Genomic DNA, 13,291 nt, shown 5'->3' on the forward strand with positions numbered 1-13,291 from the left:
AGCCTTCCCAGCCCCTCCAGTACCCCACAGAGGGGTTCCCGCTCAGCGATCTACGAAACCCCCGGTGAGGCCTCCGCGGCTCCCGGCGGCAGGAAGCCGTGCGCCGACAGGTCGAACCAGTTGCCCTCCGGATCGATCGCCCGGTACTCGGCGAACGGCCTGTCCCCGCCGCGCAGGGCGGGCCGCGGTTCCAGCGACTCGAGGTACGGGGCGACGTCGTCGACCTGGAACCCGAAGTGGTTGAAGCCGGTCGGCACGTCCCCGTCCAACCGCTGCTGGATCAACGCCAGGTTCACGTACCCGTCGGTGACGAAGTGGCTGCCGTCGGGATCGGTGTGGAACAACGACATCCCGAACCGCGAGGTGTAGAAGTCGGCCATCTCCTTCGCGTCCTGCACGACGAAAGCGATGTGCCGCAACCGTGGCCTGCTCATGACCGTCCCTTCGGGATCATGTTGTGGAAGGCGGCGACCTCCCACCCGTCCGCGCGCCGCACGACGACGGCCTGCGCGTGGGTGGTGATGCCCGCCGGGGCGATGGACGACGTGACGTGCACGACCGAGATGGCGTCGGTCAACGGCCTGACCAGGCTGATCTCGGCGGTGAGCTTGGTGTCGCGGTACGGCCCCGCGAAGAGTTCGGCGTGCCCGCGGGCCACGGCCTGCCGCCCGAACAGCTCCTCACCGCGCACCGTCACGAAGTCGACGTCCTCGGCGAAGACGGAGGCGAATGCCGTGGCGTCCCCGACGGCCCAGCCCTGCTCCATGCGCTGCCACAGCGCGTAGATCTCTTCGGTCATGAGTGGTTCGTCCTCAACGGCAGGCGCAGGCACTGGGCGTCCCACGCGGCGAGCGAGTAGTAGAGGCCGCCGTGGCGGCGTTCGAGGTAGCAGACGACGTTCACGGGCCACCCCGCGTTGCGGAACATGTGCTCGTCCATCGGTGTGGGGCTGTCGCTCAACGGCCGGTCGCGCTCGCACTCGGGGCCGAGCCGGTGCCAGTCCGGGTGCAGGTGGATCGAGCCGAGCACGTCCAGGCCACGCGCGTCCGCGGCACGGGTGATCGCCAGCAGGTCGGCGGGGTCGAGCCACCACGCCCGCACCGGGTTCTCGTACGCCGTGCCGAAACGCGGCACGATCGCCGTCGCGAACTCCTCCCGCGCCGACAGGTCGGTCAGCCGCGCGTTGCGGCCGAACGCCACCTCCGACACCACGGCCTCGGCGCCGGCGGACCGGCCGAGCAGCACCGCGAAACACGGTCTCGGTTCGTCCTCGGTGATGAACGAGTATTCGGCGGACGCGGCCTCCAGAAACGTTTTCACAGCGCGGTGCGAAAACAGCACCGCGTCGGTGCGCGCCGGGCGCTCGGCCAATTCCATCACGCGGGCGAACGTATCGATACCGCGACGTCTCACGCGAGATTCCGGAAGGTATTGGCCCTATTACATTGAGCGATAACATCGGTCGCATGCGTCTGGAAGTGCGACACCTCGAACTGGTCGTGGCGATCGCCGACTGCGGCAGCCTGCGCAAGGCCGCCGCGCGGCTGCACCTCACTCAGCCCGCGGTGACGACGCAGCTCAAGCGCATCGAGAGCCACCTGGGCGGCGCGTTGTTCCTCCGCGTGCCCGACGGCGTCACCCTCACCCCGACAGGTCAGGACTTCGTGCAGGAAGCCCGATCGATGCTCGCCCAGCTCGTCGCCCTGGAACGCGTAACGCGCCGTAACGCGCAAAGTCCCAGCGCCCCGACCAGGCTCGCCGGAATCCCCGCATATCACTTCGGATTACTGGTGAGCGCGTTGAAGGACAACGTCACGAGTCGCACCGTCAAGGAGACCGGGACGCTCACCGCGTTGCTCACGACCGGCGAACTCGACATCGCCGTCATGCGTCGATTTCCCGGTACTCCGCTCACCTTTCCGCCGAACGTCGGACACCGTCTGCTCACCCGCGAGCCGCTGTTCGTCGGAGTGCCCGGCCACCACCCGCACGCCCAGGACGGGGAGATCGCCCTCGAAGCGCTCGCCGGCGACAGCTGGGTCATGCCAGAGCCCGACGACAGCGGCATGAACGCCCACTTCGCCCGCGAGTGCGCGGCCAGGGGGTTCGAACAGCGGATCGCGCACTTCAGCAGCGAGGCGCACGTGGCGTTGACGCTGATCAGGGAGTCCGGCGCGGTCTGCCCGCTCTACCCGGTCGGCGGCACCCCGCCCGGCGTCGCCCGCCTGACGGTCGCCGGGAACCCGCTGGTCCGCGAGGTCGTGCTGGCCTGGCGGACGGACGCACCGGTGGCCGAGGAGGTCGACGACCTGTGCGAGCAGGTCGCCGCGGGTTACCTGAAGCTGGTGGAGGAGAGCGAGGTCTACGCGCGGTGGTGGCGCGATGGAGGAGAGGCGTTCGCGCTCACCCCCTGAGACCTCAGTCCTTCGTACCGCCGCCGTTGTTCGGCCGCACGATGATCGCGACCCGGTCGTCGGACGAGACCGGCTGGCCGCCGTTCTTGTTGACCGTGCCGACCAGCGCCGCCGACTCGTTCAGCATCTCCATCGGCCCGAGCAGGCCGAAGCCGTCCTCGGCCATCACGATCTCCGGCTTGCCGGTGAACGCGCCGGTGGCGTTCATCGACAGCGACTGGTAGCCGGGCGACTTGGACGTCGTCACGTTGAGCTCGTCCGAGTACGACGCGCAGCCCATCACGCCCGGCCGGTCCGGCCACGTCCACGCGGCCTCGCCGAGCTTGCCCGGCGCGACGCGGTAGACGACGTCGGCGTTCGCGGCCCAGTCCGTCACCCAGATCTTCTGCGTGTCCGCGGAGACGCACAGGCCGCCGGGCAGGCGCAGGCCCGACGACACCACCGCGGTGCCGGCGGTCGGGTTGCCCTGGGCGGGCTGGCCGGAGCCGTCGATGCGGAGCACCTTGCCGGCGAGCGAGTTCGGGTCGGCGGCCAGCGCGGGGTTCCCGGCGTCCCCGGTCGCGACCAGGATCGCGCCCTTGCGGTCGCTCGCCAGCACGCCGCGGTTGCCCGACGGGCCCTTCGGGATGCCGGTGAGGATCGGCTTGGGCGTGTCGCCGGGGGCGATGCGCAGCACCCGGTTGTCCGTCGCCGTCGTCACGTAGACGTACGCGAGCTGGTCCTCGGCGAACGTCGCCGACAGCGCGAGGCCCGTCAGGCCGCCGTCGGTCGACGCGTCGACCTGGAGCTGGGCGATCACGACCGGGTCGACGTCCTTGGTGACCTTGAGCAGACGCCCGCCGCGTTCGGTCGCGTACGCGGCCACACCGCCCTGCGCGTCCCCGCCGATCGGGGCGACACCCGTGACGGTGTTGAGGCACGTGGCCACGACGGCCGGGTGGTAGTCCTTGCAGCCCTGCGGCGGCGGCACGCTCTGCGGCGCCGGGTTGCGGCCCTGCTCACCGGGCGCGGGCTGGTACTCGCCGGGCAGCTCGGGACGGGGACCCGCCTGCGGGGTCAGCTGCGGTTGCGCGCTCCACTGCGTCGGCGCCGGCTCGTCGGGAAAGCTCGCGCAGCCCCCTGCCAGCAGGCAGGCGGCGGTCAGCAACGCAACGGAACGAACCACGACCCCAGGTTAGGGGCGCGACCGTGAACCCGAAGTCAACTTCTCCCCGACGTGGCGAAGTCGACCGAACGCACCCGGTCGAGCAGCAGGTCGAGCTCGTCGCTGACCACCTCGGGCGCCTCCAGCGGCAGGTAGTGGCTGCACGGCAGCACCCGCAGCCTGGCCTGCGGCAACGCCGAGACGGGCCCGGCCATGCTCTCCGTCGTCGCCAGCACGTCGTCCCGGCCGGCCAGCAGTGTGATGGGGCACACGATCGGGGAGAGGTCCTGGCGCGGCGTCTCGCCCAACGCGAGGGCGAGGGTGAAGTACCAGCGCCAGTCGTGCTGCAGGAACCGGCTGACAGCGTGGCCGACGTCCTTCGGGTCGCTCGACGGCTTGATCACGCCGCTGTGCCGCAACAGGAACGTTGTCGCGTCCGTCACCGGCAGCCGGTGCAGCACCCTGTCGAGTACGGGACCGGCCTGCTGCAGCAGCTTCGTGCCGGTCAGGCCGACGATCCGGCGCACGTTCCTCGGCACCAGCGGCAGCATGGCGTCGAACGAGTCACCCGGCGCGCCCGCGACGAGCAGCAGGCCCGCCACGCGTTCCGGATGGCGCAACGCCAGCTCGGCCGCGACCGTCACGCCCATCGACCAGCCCATGACGACGCACCGCTCGACGCCCGCGTCGTCCAGCGTGGAGATCGCGTCCGACACGTGGTCGTCCAGCGAGATGTTGCGCTCGTCGACGGGCCGGTCAGACCCCATCGTGCCGCGCATGTACCAGCTGAGCAGGCCTGCGCGCCCGGTCAGCGACGGCCACGACTCGGGGCCGGAGCCCACGCCGGGGCACAGCAGCACCGGTGTCCCCTCGCCGGGGACCTGCCACGTCCGGATCTTCGTGCCGTCCCAGGCGATGATGTCGTGCTCCCGCATGGCGGACATTCTGACGTACTTTGACCCGGTGACGCTCACCGTGCTCGTGCCAGATGACTTCGGAGTCCAAGCGCTGTCCCAGGTGGACGGTGTCCGGCCGGTTCGCTACGTGCCGGGGGAGCCGTTGCCGTCCGGCGGGATGGATGCCGAGGTCCTGATCCCCAGGTTCCTCGCCGGCACCGACCCGCGCGAGGTGTTCGCGCAGCTGCCGAACCTCAAGCTCGTGCAACTGCTCAGCGCCGGCGCCGAGAACTTCGTCGGCAAGGTGCCGGACGGCGTGCTGCTCTCCACCTGCCGCGGCGCGCACGGCGGCAGCACGGCGGAGTGGGCGATCGGCGCCCTGCTGGCCATCTACCGAGACCTCCTCGTCTTCGAACGCGCCCGCGCCGAGGGCCGCTGGGACTACCACCTCACGGACACGTTGCAGGACAAGAAGGTCCTGGTCATCGGCGCAGGTGACCTGGGCGAGCAGCTGCGCAGGCGCCTGGAGCCGTTCGACGCCACCGCGACGCTGGTCGGCCGCACCGCCCGCGACGGCGTGCACGGCAGGGACGAGCTGCCGGAGCTGTTGCCGCACTTCGACGCCGTCGTCGTCTTCACGCCCATGACCGAGGAGACCCGCCACCTCGTCGACGCCAAGTTCCTGGCCGCGATGAAGGACGGCGCGATCCTGGTCAACGGTGCCCGCGGCCCCGTCGTCGACACGGACGCATTGCTCACCGAACTGAATTCCGGGCGACTGCGCGCGGCCCTCGACGTGACCGATCCCGAGCCGCTGCCCGACAACCATCCACTGTGGACGGCGCCGGGCCTGCTGCTCACCCCGCACGTGGCCGGTTCCTGCGAGGGGCACACGCGGCGCGCCTACGCCGTGGCCGTCGCGGAGATCTCCCGGTTCGCCGCGGGGGAGGAGCCCCGCAACCTCGTGCGCGGTGACTACTAGGGCCGGGTGTGCGCACCCGGCTCGGTCAGACGGGATCGGTGAACGAGACCGGCTTGCCGGTGGCGCGGGCGTAGGCGATCTCCCTGCGCGTGGACTCGCCGACGTACCCACCGGGGTTGACCACCAGGACCCGGTCGGCCAGGTCGATCTTGCGCAGGTGGAGTGCGTCCAGCGCGGCCTTCTGCTCGCCGGTGACCGGCCCGTCCGCCTCGCCCGGCGCGACGACGATGACACCCGCGAAGGTCAGCTCGCGGTTCGCCGCGCGCATCTCGTCCGCGAACCGGGTGGAACCGCAGATGCAGACGATCTCGGGTCGGTCGGGCACGACTCGGAGACTAGTCCATCCGGGTGAAACTGGGCTGCCGTTCGGCTCTCGCGCGCCCGCACGCGTGCCCCTAGCGTGCGGGCGTGGCCACTCACGACAAGGGCTCGACCAGCTCGAGCGCCTTCTCCGAAGACTCGTTCTACTCGGGCAGCGGAGGGGGAGTTCACCACTTCGACGACAGCACCGCGAGAGTCGGCGGAGACACCGTGCAGTCCTACGACTCGACGACGAAGTCGTTCGACAACACGGGCTACACCCCGCTGGACACGTCCACTGTGGACGACCGGGACGACGACCCGTTCAGCGACGACCGCAGGAAGTTCGGCTGGACGGCCGGCCCGGACATCGGCCTGCTCGGCCTGCGCGCCGTGCTCGGCGGCATCTTCGTGCTGCACGGCCTGCAGAAGGTCTTCGGCCTGTTCGGCGGGCCCGGCATCAACGGGTTCGCGCAGTCGCTCGAGAAGATGGGCTACCGCGAGTCCGTGGTCCTCGCCTGGGTCACCGGCATCACCGAACTGGCGGGCGGCGGCCTGCTCGTGCTCGGCCTCTTCACGCCACTGGCCGCGGCGGGCCTGCTCGCTGTGATGGCCAACGTCATCGCGTTGCAGTACAAGGGCGGCTTCTTCGGCCCCAACGGCGTGGAGCTCGAACTGGCGCTCGCCGGCATGGCGTTCACGGCGCTGTTCGCGGGCCCCGGCCGGGCCGCGCTCGACTACAACCGCAGCTGGTTCCGCCACCCGCTGGCGGCCGGGTTCATCGCGCTGGTGATCGGAGCCGGCGGCGCGGCCGTCACGTACTTCGTCTTCCGGTAGAAAAGCCCCGTGCCGAAGAACGTGACGGGAGCCGTGCTCCAGCTCGCTCTCGTGGTGGTCGGGATCCCGGTCGTCTACCTGGTGGCGTTCCCGTTCGGGCTCACCGCGCGGTCGCTGCTGCCGCCGATCGGCCTGCTCGCGGGCCTGGTCGTCGCCGGCGTCATGGTCAAGAAGACGAACCAGCCCGTCAGCGGACCGCTGACGGGCTGGCTGGTCTTCGGCGCCTGTCTGGCGCTCGCCTTCGCTCTTTAGCGGCTGGGGTCGCGAACCGCGCCCGTGGACGCGTCCGTCGCCATGCGCGCGTACGCCCGCAGCGCGCCCGTGACCGGGCGGACGCGGTCGACCGGCTGCCACGGCCGTTCCGACGCCTCCATCTTGGCGCGGCGCTCGGCCAGCACCTCGTCGTCCACCAGCAGTTCGAGCCGGCGCTCGTGGACGTCGATCAGGATGCGGTCGCCGTTCTCGACGAGGCCGATCGTGCCGCCGCCCGCCGCCTCCGGCGAGATGTGGCCGATCGACAGGCCCGACGAACCGCCGGAGAACCGGCCGTCCGTGATCAGCGCGCACTTCTTGCCGAGGCCCGAGCCCTTGAGGAACGCGGTCGGGTGCAGCATCTCCTGCATGCCGGGGCCGCCGGACGGGCCCTCGTAGCGCACGACCAGGACCTCGCCCGCCTGGATCTCCTTCTTGAGGATCACCGAGACGGCCTCCTCCTGGGACTCGACGACGCGCGCCGGGCCCTCGAAGTGCCACAGCTCCTCGTCGATGCCCGCGGCCTTGATGATCGCGCCGCGCTCGGCCAGGTTGCCGCGCAGCACCGCGAGGCCGCCGTCCTTGGTGTAGGCGTGCTCGAAGTCGCGGATGCAGCCGCCGGCGGCATCGGTGTCCAAAGAGGACCAGCGGTTCGACGTCGAGAACGCCTCGGTCGTCCGCACGCCACCGGGGGCCGCGTGGAAGAGCTCCAAGGCCTCCTCGGACGGGTTCTCCGCCCGGATGTCCCACTTGCCGAGCCACTCCGCGAGGGTCGGCGTGTGCACCGACGTCACGTCGTCGTTCAGCAGGCCCGCGCGGTAGAGCTCGCCCAGCAGCGCGGGGATTCCGCCGGCCCGGTGGACGTCCTCCATGTGGTAGTCGGAGTTCGGCGACACCTTCGACAGGCACGGCACGCGGCGGGACAGGTCGTCGATGTCCTGCAGCGTGAAGTCGATCTCGCCCTCCTGCGCGGCGGCGAGGATGTGCAGCACGGTGTTCGTCGAGCCGCCCATGGCCATGTCGAGCGCCATCGCGTTCTCGAACGCCTTGCGGTTCGCGATCGAGCGCGGCAGCGCCGACTCGTCGTCCTCGCCGTACCAGCGCTTGCACAGCTCCACGACGACGCGGCCGGCCTCGGAGAACAGCTCGCGGCGCGCGGCGTGCGTGGCGAGCGTCGAGCCGTTGCCCGGCAGCGACAGGCCCAGCGCCTCGGTGAGGCAGTTCATGGAGTTCGCGGTGAACATGCCGGAGCAGGAGCCGCACGTCGGGCACGCGGAGCGCTCGACCTCGGAGAGGCCGTCCTCGCTCACGGCGGGGGAGGCCGACGCGGAGATCGCGGTGATCAGGTCCGTCGGCGCGACGGCGACGCCCTCGACGACGACGGCCTTGCCGGCCTCCATCGGGCCGCCGGACACGAACACGACGGGGATGTTGAGGCGCATGGCCGCGTTGAGCATGCCGGGCGTGATCTTGTCGCAGTTCGAGATGCAGACGATCGCGTCGGCCTGGTGCGCGTTGACCATGTACTCGACGGAGTCGGCGATGATCTCGCGGCTGGGCAGCGAGTAGAGCATCCCGCTGTGGCCCATGGCGATGCCGTCGTCGACCGCGATGGTGTGGAACTCGCGCGGCACGCCACCCGCTTCTCGCACGGCCTCGGCCACGATGTCGCCGAGATCGCGCAGGTGCACGTGGCCCGGCACGAACTGCGTGTAGGAGTTGGCGATCGCGATGATGGGCTTGCCGAAGTCGCTGTCCGTCATGCCGGTCGCACGCCAGAGGGCGCGGGCTCCGGCGGCGTTGCGACCGTGCGTGGTGGTGCGAGAGCGGAGCTGAGGCACTGCTCCTCCAGATTCAGTTCAAGAAAAAAGCGCGCGGGACGCGGGGGTGAGGCGTCCACCAGTCTGGGAGCGGTGCCTCAAAGGTTACTTGTGCGCAGACTCGACGAGACCAGCAGATACGCCAGTGCGAGCGTGATCACGTGCACAGCGGTGCACCACAGGCAGATCTTGCCGATGATGAGGAACTCCGCCGCGACCAGGTAGACCACCATCAGCACGCCGATCCCGACGGCCGCGAGGCGTACCCACTTCAGGGCCTCGACCCGCCACGCGAACGGGAGGCAGATCACGGTCAGGAACGCGAAGAAGGCCAGTCCGAGGAACGCCACGGGGATGCCGAACAGCTCCGACTGCTCGCTCGTGGTCACCGTCTCGCAGTCGACGACGGCGTCCGCGGAGCACAGCAGCGCGCTCGCGTTGAAGTGCGTGTACGTCAGGTAAGCCGAGGTCAGCAGGCCTGCGATGGACAGCAGCAGGCTCAGCAGCGGAACCCGTTTGATCACTTCTCAGACTGTACGGACTTCTCCTCCGCCACTTTCGGGGCATCCTCGGTGGGCTCCTCGACCGGCACGGGAACGGTGGTGTCGGGGACGCGCCCACCGCTGATCACCGACAGCGCAGGCAGGTGCATGAACCGCACCGCGGGCAGCGTCACCTCGGAGTCGTCGGCCTTGACCGCCCGCAGCCACCCCTTCCGCACCAGCCGGATCGACTTCACGTCGGACCAGTTGAGCGTCGTCGTGCCGAACACCCCGCGCGCGACGATCTCCTCCTCGGTGACCGTCGTGCGGTTGCGCAGCACCCAGTAGGCGTAGGCGAGCGGCAGGACGTAGAGCGCTTGCAGCCCCGGAGCGAGCCACGCCACAGGGGTGACGCAGATGACGATCAAAGCCGCTGCGAGCAGGGCCGTTGCCGGGATGCGAAAGACCAGCTTCTTCACCCGGTCGATTGTTCCACGTCCACGATCCGGGAATTCCGTCTCGCAGAGTTGACGCCCTCTTGCCAGAGGCGATAACGTCCCGGCCATGCAGCGCACGCTCGTTCTCGTACTTCTCAGGCGCGTCGACGCCTGAGCCGAACAGCCTGCGTCGACGCGCGACCCTCGCACGACCCTTCTCCGGGTTGTCGAGGGTTTTTTCGTGTCCGGACCCCGATACCCACGAGGCAATGAGATGACCAGCGCACCATCGCGACAGGCTTCCGAGCCCACGTCGCCACGTCCAGGTCCGCGGCCCAAACCGGCCCCGCCGACGGGCGCACCGATCCGTGTAACCGGTGCTCAGTCGCTCGTCCGCTCCCTTGAGGCGGTCGGCTGCGAAGTGGTCTTCGGCATTCCCGGCGGAACGATCCTCCCCGCTTACGACCCGCTGCTGGACTCCACGAAGGTCCGGCACATCCTCGTCCGCCACGAGCAGGGCGCGGGACACGCGGCGACCGGATACGCGCAGGCCACCGGCAAGGTCGGGGTCTGCATGGCGACCTCGGGACCGGGTGCGACGAACCTCGTCACCCCGCTCGCGGACGCGAACATGGACTCCGTGCCCGTCGTCGCGATCACCGGCCAGCAGTCGCGGCCGCTGATCGGCACGGACGCCTTCCAGGAGGCGGACATCTGCGGCATCACGATGCCGATCACCAAGCACAACGTCCTCGTGACCGACGCCGCGGAGATCCCGCGGGCGATCGCGGAGGCGTTCCACATCGCGGCGACCGGCCGACCCGGCCCGGTCCTCGTCGACATCCCGAAGGACGTGCTGCAGGAGCAGACCAGCTTCTCGTGGCCGCCCGAGATGCGCCTGCCCGGTTACCGGCCGACGACCCGGCCGCACGGCAAGCAGGTGCGCGAAGCCGCCAAGCTGATCGTCAGCGCCCGCAAGCCCGTCCTGTACGTGGGCGGCGGCGTGATCAAGGCGGACGCGCACGCCGAGCTGCTGCGCCTGGCGGAGGACACCGGCATCCCGGTCGTCACGACGCTGATGGCGCGCGGCGCGTTCCCCGACTCGCACGAGCAGCACCTGGGCATGCCGGGCATGCACGGCACCGTCGCGGCCGTCGCGGCGATGCAGAAGTCGGACCTGCTGATCGCGTTGGGCGCCCGTTTCGACGACCGCGTCACGGGCCAGCTCGGCTCGTTCGCCCCCGACGCGCAGGTCATCCACGCCGACATCGACCCGGCCGAGATCTCCAAGAACCGCCGCGCGGACGTCCCGATCGTGGGCGACTGCAAGGAGATCATCACCGAGCTGATCGACGCCGTGCGCGCCGAGCGCGAGACGGCCAAGGCCGTCGACCTCGCGCCGTGGTGGACCACGCTGAACTCGCTGCGCGAGACGTTCCCGCTGGGCTACGACTGGCCCGAGGACGGCACGCTGTCGCCGCAGTACGTCATCGAGCGCATCGGCTCGCTGTCGCCGGCCGACACGATCTACACCGCGGGCGTCGGCCAGCACCAGATGTGGGCCGCGCAGTTCGTGAAGTACGAGCACCCGCGCACGTGGATCAACTCCGGCGGCCTCGGCACGATGGGCTTCGCCGTTCCCGCCGCCATGGGCATCAAGGCCGGTGAGCCGGACCGCACGGTGTGGGCCATCGACGGCGACGGCTGCTTCCAGATGACCAACCAGGAGCTCGCCACCTGCGCCATCGAGGGCCTGCCGGTGAAGATCGCCGTGATCAACAACGGCAACCTGGGCATGGTCCGCCAGTGGCAGACGCTGTTCTACGGCGAGCGGTACTCCAACACGGATCTGGGCACGCACAAGCACCGCATCCCAGACTTCAAGCTCCTGGCGGAAGCCCTCGGCTGCGTGGGCCTGCGCGCCGAGTCGCGCGAGGAGGTGGACGAGGTGATCGCGAAGGCCCTGGAGATCAACGACAGGCCTGTCGTGATCGACTTCGTCGTCGGCAAGGACGCGCAGGTCTGGCCCATGGTCGCGGCCGGCACCGGCAACTCCGAGATCATGGCCGCCCGCGGCATCCGCCCCCTGTTCGACGAGGACATCTGATGACCAGGCACACGCTGAGCGTTTTGGTCGAGGACAAGCCCGGTGTGCTCGCACGCGTCGCCGGCCTGTTCTCCCGCCGCGGCTTCAACATCGAGTCGCTGGCGGTCGGCCGCACGGAGTACCCCGACATCTCGCGCATGACGATCGTGGTGTCGGTCGACGAGCTGCCGCTGGAGCAGGTCACCAAGCAGCTCAACAAGCTCATCAACGTCATCAAGATCGTCGAGCTGGAGCCCACCGCTTCCGTTCAGCGGCAACTGGTGTTGATTAAGGTTCGTGCGGATGCGACGGTGCGGTCGCAGGTCCTCGAGACCGTCCAGCTCTTCCGCGCGAAGGTCGTCGACGTCTCGCCCGAGGCCGTCACCATCGAGGCGACGGGCACGTCCGAGAAGCTCGACGCACTTCTGCGCATGCTGGAGCCCTACGGGCTCCGCGAGATCGTCCAGTCCGGCATGGTCGCCATCGGCCGTGGCGCTCGTTCCATCACCGCCACCGCGGTTCGCTAGAAACCACACAGAAGGAAATACAGTGAGCGTTGAGATCTTCTACGACGACGATGCCGACCTGAGCGTCATCCAGGGCCGCAAGGTGGCCGTGATCGGCTACGGCAGCCAGGGCCACGCCCACGCGCTGTCCCTGCGCGACTCGGGCGTCGAGGTCCGCATCGGTCTGCAGGAGGGCTCCAAGTCCCGCGCCAAGGCCGAGGAAGAGGGCCTGGAGGTCGGCACGCCGGCTGAGGTCTCCGCGTGGGCCGACGTGATCATGATCCTGGCGCCGGACACCGCGCAGCGCCACATCTACGCCAACGAGATCGCCGCGAACCTCAAGGAGGGCGACGCGCTCTTCTTCGGCCACGGCTTCAACATCCGCTACGGCCTCATCACGGCTCCGTCCGGTGTGGACGTCGCCATGGTCGCCCCGAAGGGCCCGGGCCACCTGGTCCGCCGCCAGTTCGTCGACGGCAAGGGCGTCCCCGCGCTCATCGCCGTCGAGCAGGACGCCTCGGGCAACGCGCAGGCCCTCGCCCTCTCGTACGCGAAGGGCATCGGCGGCACGCGCGCCGGCGTCATCAAGACGACGTTCAAGGAAGAGACCGAGACCGACCTCTTCGGCGAGCAGGCCGTCCTCTGCGGTGGCGCCTCGGCTCTCGTCCAGGCGGGCTTCGAGGTCCTCACCGAGGCGGGCTACGCCCCCGAGGTCGCGTACTTCGAGTGCCTGCACGAGCTCAAGCTGATCGTCGACCTCATGTACGAGGGCGGCATCGCCCGCATGCGCTACTCGATCTCCGACACCGCGGAGTTCGGCGACCTGACCCGCGGCCCGCGCGTCATCACCCCCTCCGTCAAGGAGGAGATGAAGAAGATCCTGGGCGAGATCCAGGACGGCACCTTCGCGAACGAGTGGGTGGCCGAGGACGACAACGGCCGCGCGAACTACAAGAAGCTGCAGCAGGAGGGTGAGAACCACCCGATCGAGGCAACGGGCAAGAAGCTCCGCGACATGATGTCGTGGGTCGACCGCCCCATCACCGAGACGGCCTGACGCCAGTCTTCTCCCAGGAAGGGCCCGCCGAGCGCACGCTCAGCGGGCCTTTCCGCTTTTCGTTCGCTTCCATCCGCT

16 protein-coding genes are annotated in these 13,291 nt (G+C 69.7%); 7 read left to right on the forward strand and 9 right to left on the reverse strand.

Annotated features, from left to right (window positions below):
* Positions 1–50 precede the first annotated feature (50 nt).
* The 3 genes from BMY74_RS38695 to BMY74_RS44485 are packed head-to-tail and all read right to left on the reverse strand — an operon-like array spanning position 51 to position 1,320.
* On the reverse strand, positions 51–434 hold the full coding sequence (locus BMY74_RS38695) for a VOC family protein (protein WP_089925560.1): 384 nt from the start codon (positions 432–434) through the stop codon (positions 51–53).
* A complete protein-coding gene (locus BMY74_RS44480) occupies positions 431–799 on the reverse strand; it encodes an SgcJ/EcaC family oxidoreductase (protein WP_143091880.1) in 369 nt (122 codons plus the stop codon). The genes BMY74_RS38695 and BMY74_RS44480 overlap by 4 nt, the downstream gene beginning before the upstream one ends.
* A complete protein-coding gene (locus BMY74_RS44485) occupies positions 796–1,320 on the reverse strand; it encodes an MPN domain-containing protein (RefSeq protein WP_143091881.1) in 525 nt (174 codons plus the stop codon). The genes BMY74_RS44480 and BMY74_RS44485 overlap by 4 nt, the downstream gene beginning before the upstream one ends.
* Before the next feature lie 146 nt (positions 1,321–1,466).
* On the opposite strand from BMY74_RS44485, the gene BMY74_RS38705 reads away from it, so the two are divergent.
* Positions 1,467–2,414 (forward strand): LysR family transcriptional regulator, encoded by a 948-nt coding sequence (locus BMY74_RS38705; protein WP_089925564.1) that lies wholly within the window; start codon positions 1,467–1,469, stop codon positions 2,412–2,414.
* A gap of 4 nt (positions 2,415–2,418) precedes the next feature.
* Here BMY74_RS38705 and BMY74_RS38710 read toward each other — a convergent pair whose 3' ends face one another.
* Together BMY74_RS38710 and BMY74_RS38715 are read right to left on the reverse strand one after the other, a co-directional pair.
* On the reverse strand, positions 2,419–3,579 hold the full coding sequence (locus BMY74_RS38710) for a PQQ-dependent sugar dehydrogenase (RefSeq protein WP_245786614.1): 1,161 nt from the start codon (positions 3,577–3,579) through the stop codon (positions 2,419–2,421).
* A gap of 35 nt (positions 3,580–3,614) precedes the next feature.
* Positions 3,615–4,493: an alpha/beta fold hydrolase gene (locus BMY74_RS38715; RefSeq protein ID WP_245786615.1), complete on the reverse strand. Its 879-nt coding sequence runs from the start codon at positions 4,491–4,493 to the stop codon at positions 3,615–3,617.
* 28 nt (positions 4,494–4,521) lie between these two features.
* Here BMY74_RS38715 and BMY74_RS38720 point away from each other — a divergent pair, with 28 nt between their 5' ends.
* The gene (locus tag BMY74_RS38720; RefSeq protein WP_245786616.1) at positions 4,522–5,436 is read left to right on the forward strand and encodes a 2-hydroxyacid dehydrogenase; all 915 of its coding nucleotides are present in this window, start codon (positions 4,522–4,524) and stop codon (positions 5,434–5,436) included.
* A 25-nt stretch (positions 5,437–5,461) separates the two neighbouring features.
* Here BMY74_RS38720 and BMY74_RS38725 read toward each other — a convergent pair whose 3' ends face one another.
* Positions 5,462–5,761, reverse strand: a complete 300-nt coding sequence (locus BMY74_RS38725) for a hypothetical protein (protein WP_089925573.1) — start codon at positions 5,759–5,761, stop codon at positions 5,462–5,464.
* A gap of 83 nt (positions 5,762–5,844) precedes the next feature.
* On the opposite strand from BMY74_RS38725, the gene BMY74_RS38730 reads away from it, so the two are divergent.
* Both BMY74_RS38730 and BMY74_RS38735 read left to right on the forward strand, forming a co-directional pair.
* Entirely contained in the window at positions 5,845–6,573 is a 729-nt protein-coding gene (locus tag BMY74_RS38730) for a DoxX family protein (RefSeq protein ID WP_089925576.1), read from the forward strand.
* 9 nt (positions 6,574–6,582) lie between these two features.
* Positions 6,583–6,825, forward strand: a complete 243-nt coding sequence (locus BMY74_RS38735; protein WP_089925580.1) for a hypothetical protein — start codon at positions 6,583–6,585, stop codon at positions 6,823–6,825.
* Here BMY74_RS38735 and ilvD read toward each other — a convergent pair.
* From ilvD to BMY74_RS38750, 3 genes are all read right to left on the reverse strand, one after another.
* Entirely contained in the window at positions 6,822–8,666 is a 1,845-nt protein-coding gene (gene ilvD / locus BMY74_RS38740; RefSeq protein WP_089925582.1) for a dihydroxy-acid dehydratase, read from the reverse strand. The genes BMY74_RS38735 and ilvD overlap by 4 nt on opposite strands.
* 77 nt (positions 8,667–8,743) lie before the next feature.
* Positions 8,744–9,169, reverse strand: coding sequence for a vitamin K epoxide reductase family protein (locus tag BMY74_RS38745; RefSeq protein ID WP_089925585.1), 426 nt, complete (start codon positions 9,167–9,169; stop codon positions 8,744–8,746).
* Complete coding sequence (locus tag BMY74_RS38750) at positions 9,166–9,606, reverse strand: PH domain-containing protein (RefSeq protein WP_177230131.1); 441 nt, start codon at positions 9,604–9,606, stop codon at positions 9,166–9,168. The genes BMY74_RS38745 and BMY74_RS38750 overlap by 4 nt, the downstream gene beginning before the upstream one ends.
* Positions 9,607–9,838: 232 nt before the next feature.
* Between BMY74_RS38750 and BMY74_RS38755 the strand changes: the two genes are divergently transcribed.
* The 3 genes from BMY74_RS38755 to ilvC are packed head-to-tail and all read left to right on the forward strand — an operon-like array spanning position 9,839 to position 13,213.
* Complete coding sequence (locus tag BMY74_RS38755; RefSeq protein WP_089925593.1) at positions 9,839–11,671, forward strand: acetolactate synthase large subunit; 1,833 nt, start codon at positions 9,839–9,841, stop codon at positions 11,669–11,671.
* A complete protein-coding gene (gene ilvN, locus BMY74_RS38760; protein ID WP_030467896.1) occupies positions 11,671–12,177 on the forward strand; it encodes an acetolactate synthase small subunit in 507 nt (168 codons plus the stop codon). Before BMY74_RS38755 ends, ilvN begins: the two co-directional genes overlap by 1 nt.
* A gap of 22 nt (positions 12,178–12,199) precedes the next feature.
* Complete coding sequence (gene ilvC / locus BMY74_RS38765) at positions 12,200–13,213, forward strand: ketol-acid reductoisomerase (protein ID WP_089925596.1); 1,014 nt, start codon at positions 12,200–12,202, stop codon at positions 13,211–13,213.
* The last annotated feature ends 78 nt before the right edge of the window (positions 13,214–13,291 follow it).

Source organism: Lentzea albida, from assembly GCF_900111005.1.
Lineage (GTDB): Bacteria > Actinomycetota > Actinomycetes > Mycobacteriales > Pseudonocardiaceae > Lentzea > Lentzea albida.

What these genes read in the sequence shown, in the direction of transcription:
- BMY74_RS44480 (WP_143091880.1), bottom strand. Translation starts at nt 799, where the DNA reads ATGACCGAAGAGATCTACGCGCTGTGGCAGCGCATGGAGCAGGGCTGG.
- BMY74_RS38695 (WP_089925560.1), bottom strand. Translation starts at nt 434, where the DNA reads ATGAGCAGGCCACGGTTGCGGCACATCGCTTTCGTCGTGCAGGACGCG.
- BMY74_RS38705 (WP_089925564.1), top strand. Translation starts at nt 1,467, where the DNA reads ATGCGTCTGGAAGTGCGACACCTCGAACTGGTCGTGGCGATCGCCGAC.
- BMY74_RS38755 (WP_089925593.1), top strand. Translation starts at nt 9,839, where the DNA reads ATGACCAGCGCACCATCGCGACAGGCTTCCGAGCCCACGTCGCCACGT.
- BMY74_RS38715 (WP_245786615.1), bottom strand. Translation starts at nt 4,493, where the DNA reads ATGCGGGAGCACGACATCATCGCCTGGGACGGCACGAAGATCCGGACG.
- ilvN (WP_030467896.1), top strand. Translation starts at nt 11,671, where the DNA reads ATGACCAGGCACACGCTGAGCGTTTTGGTCGAGGACAAGCCCGGTGTG.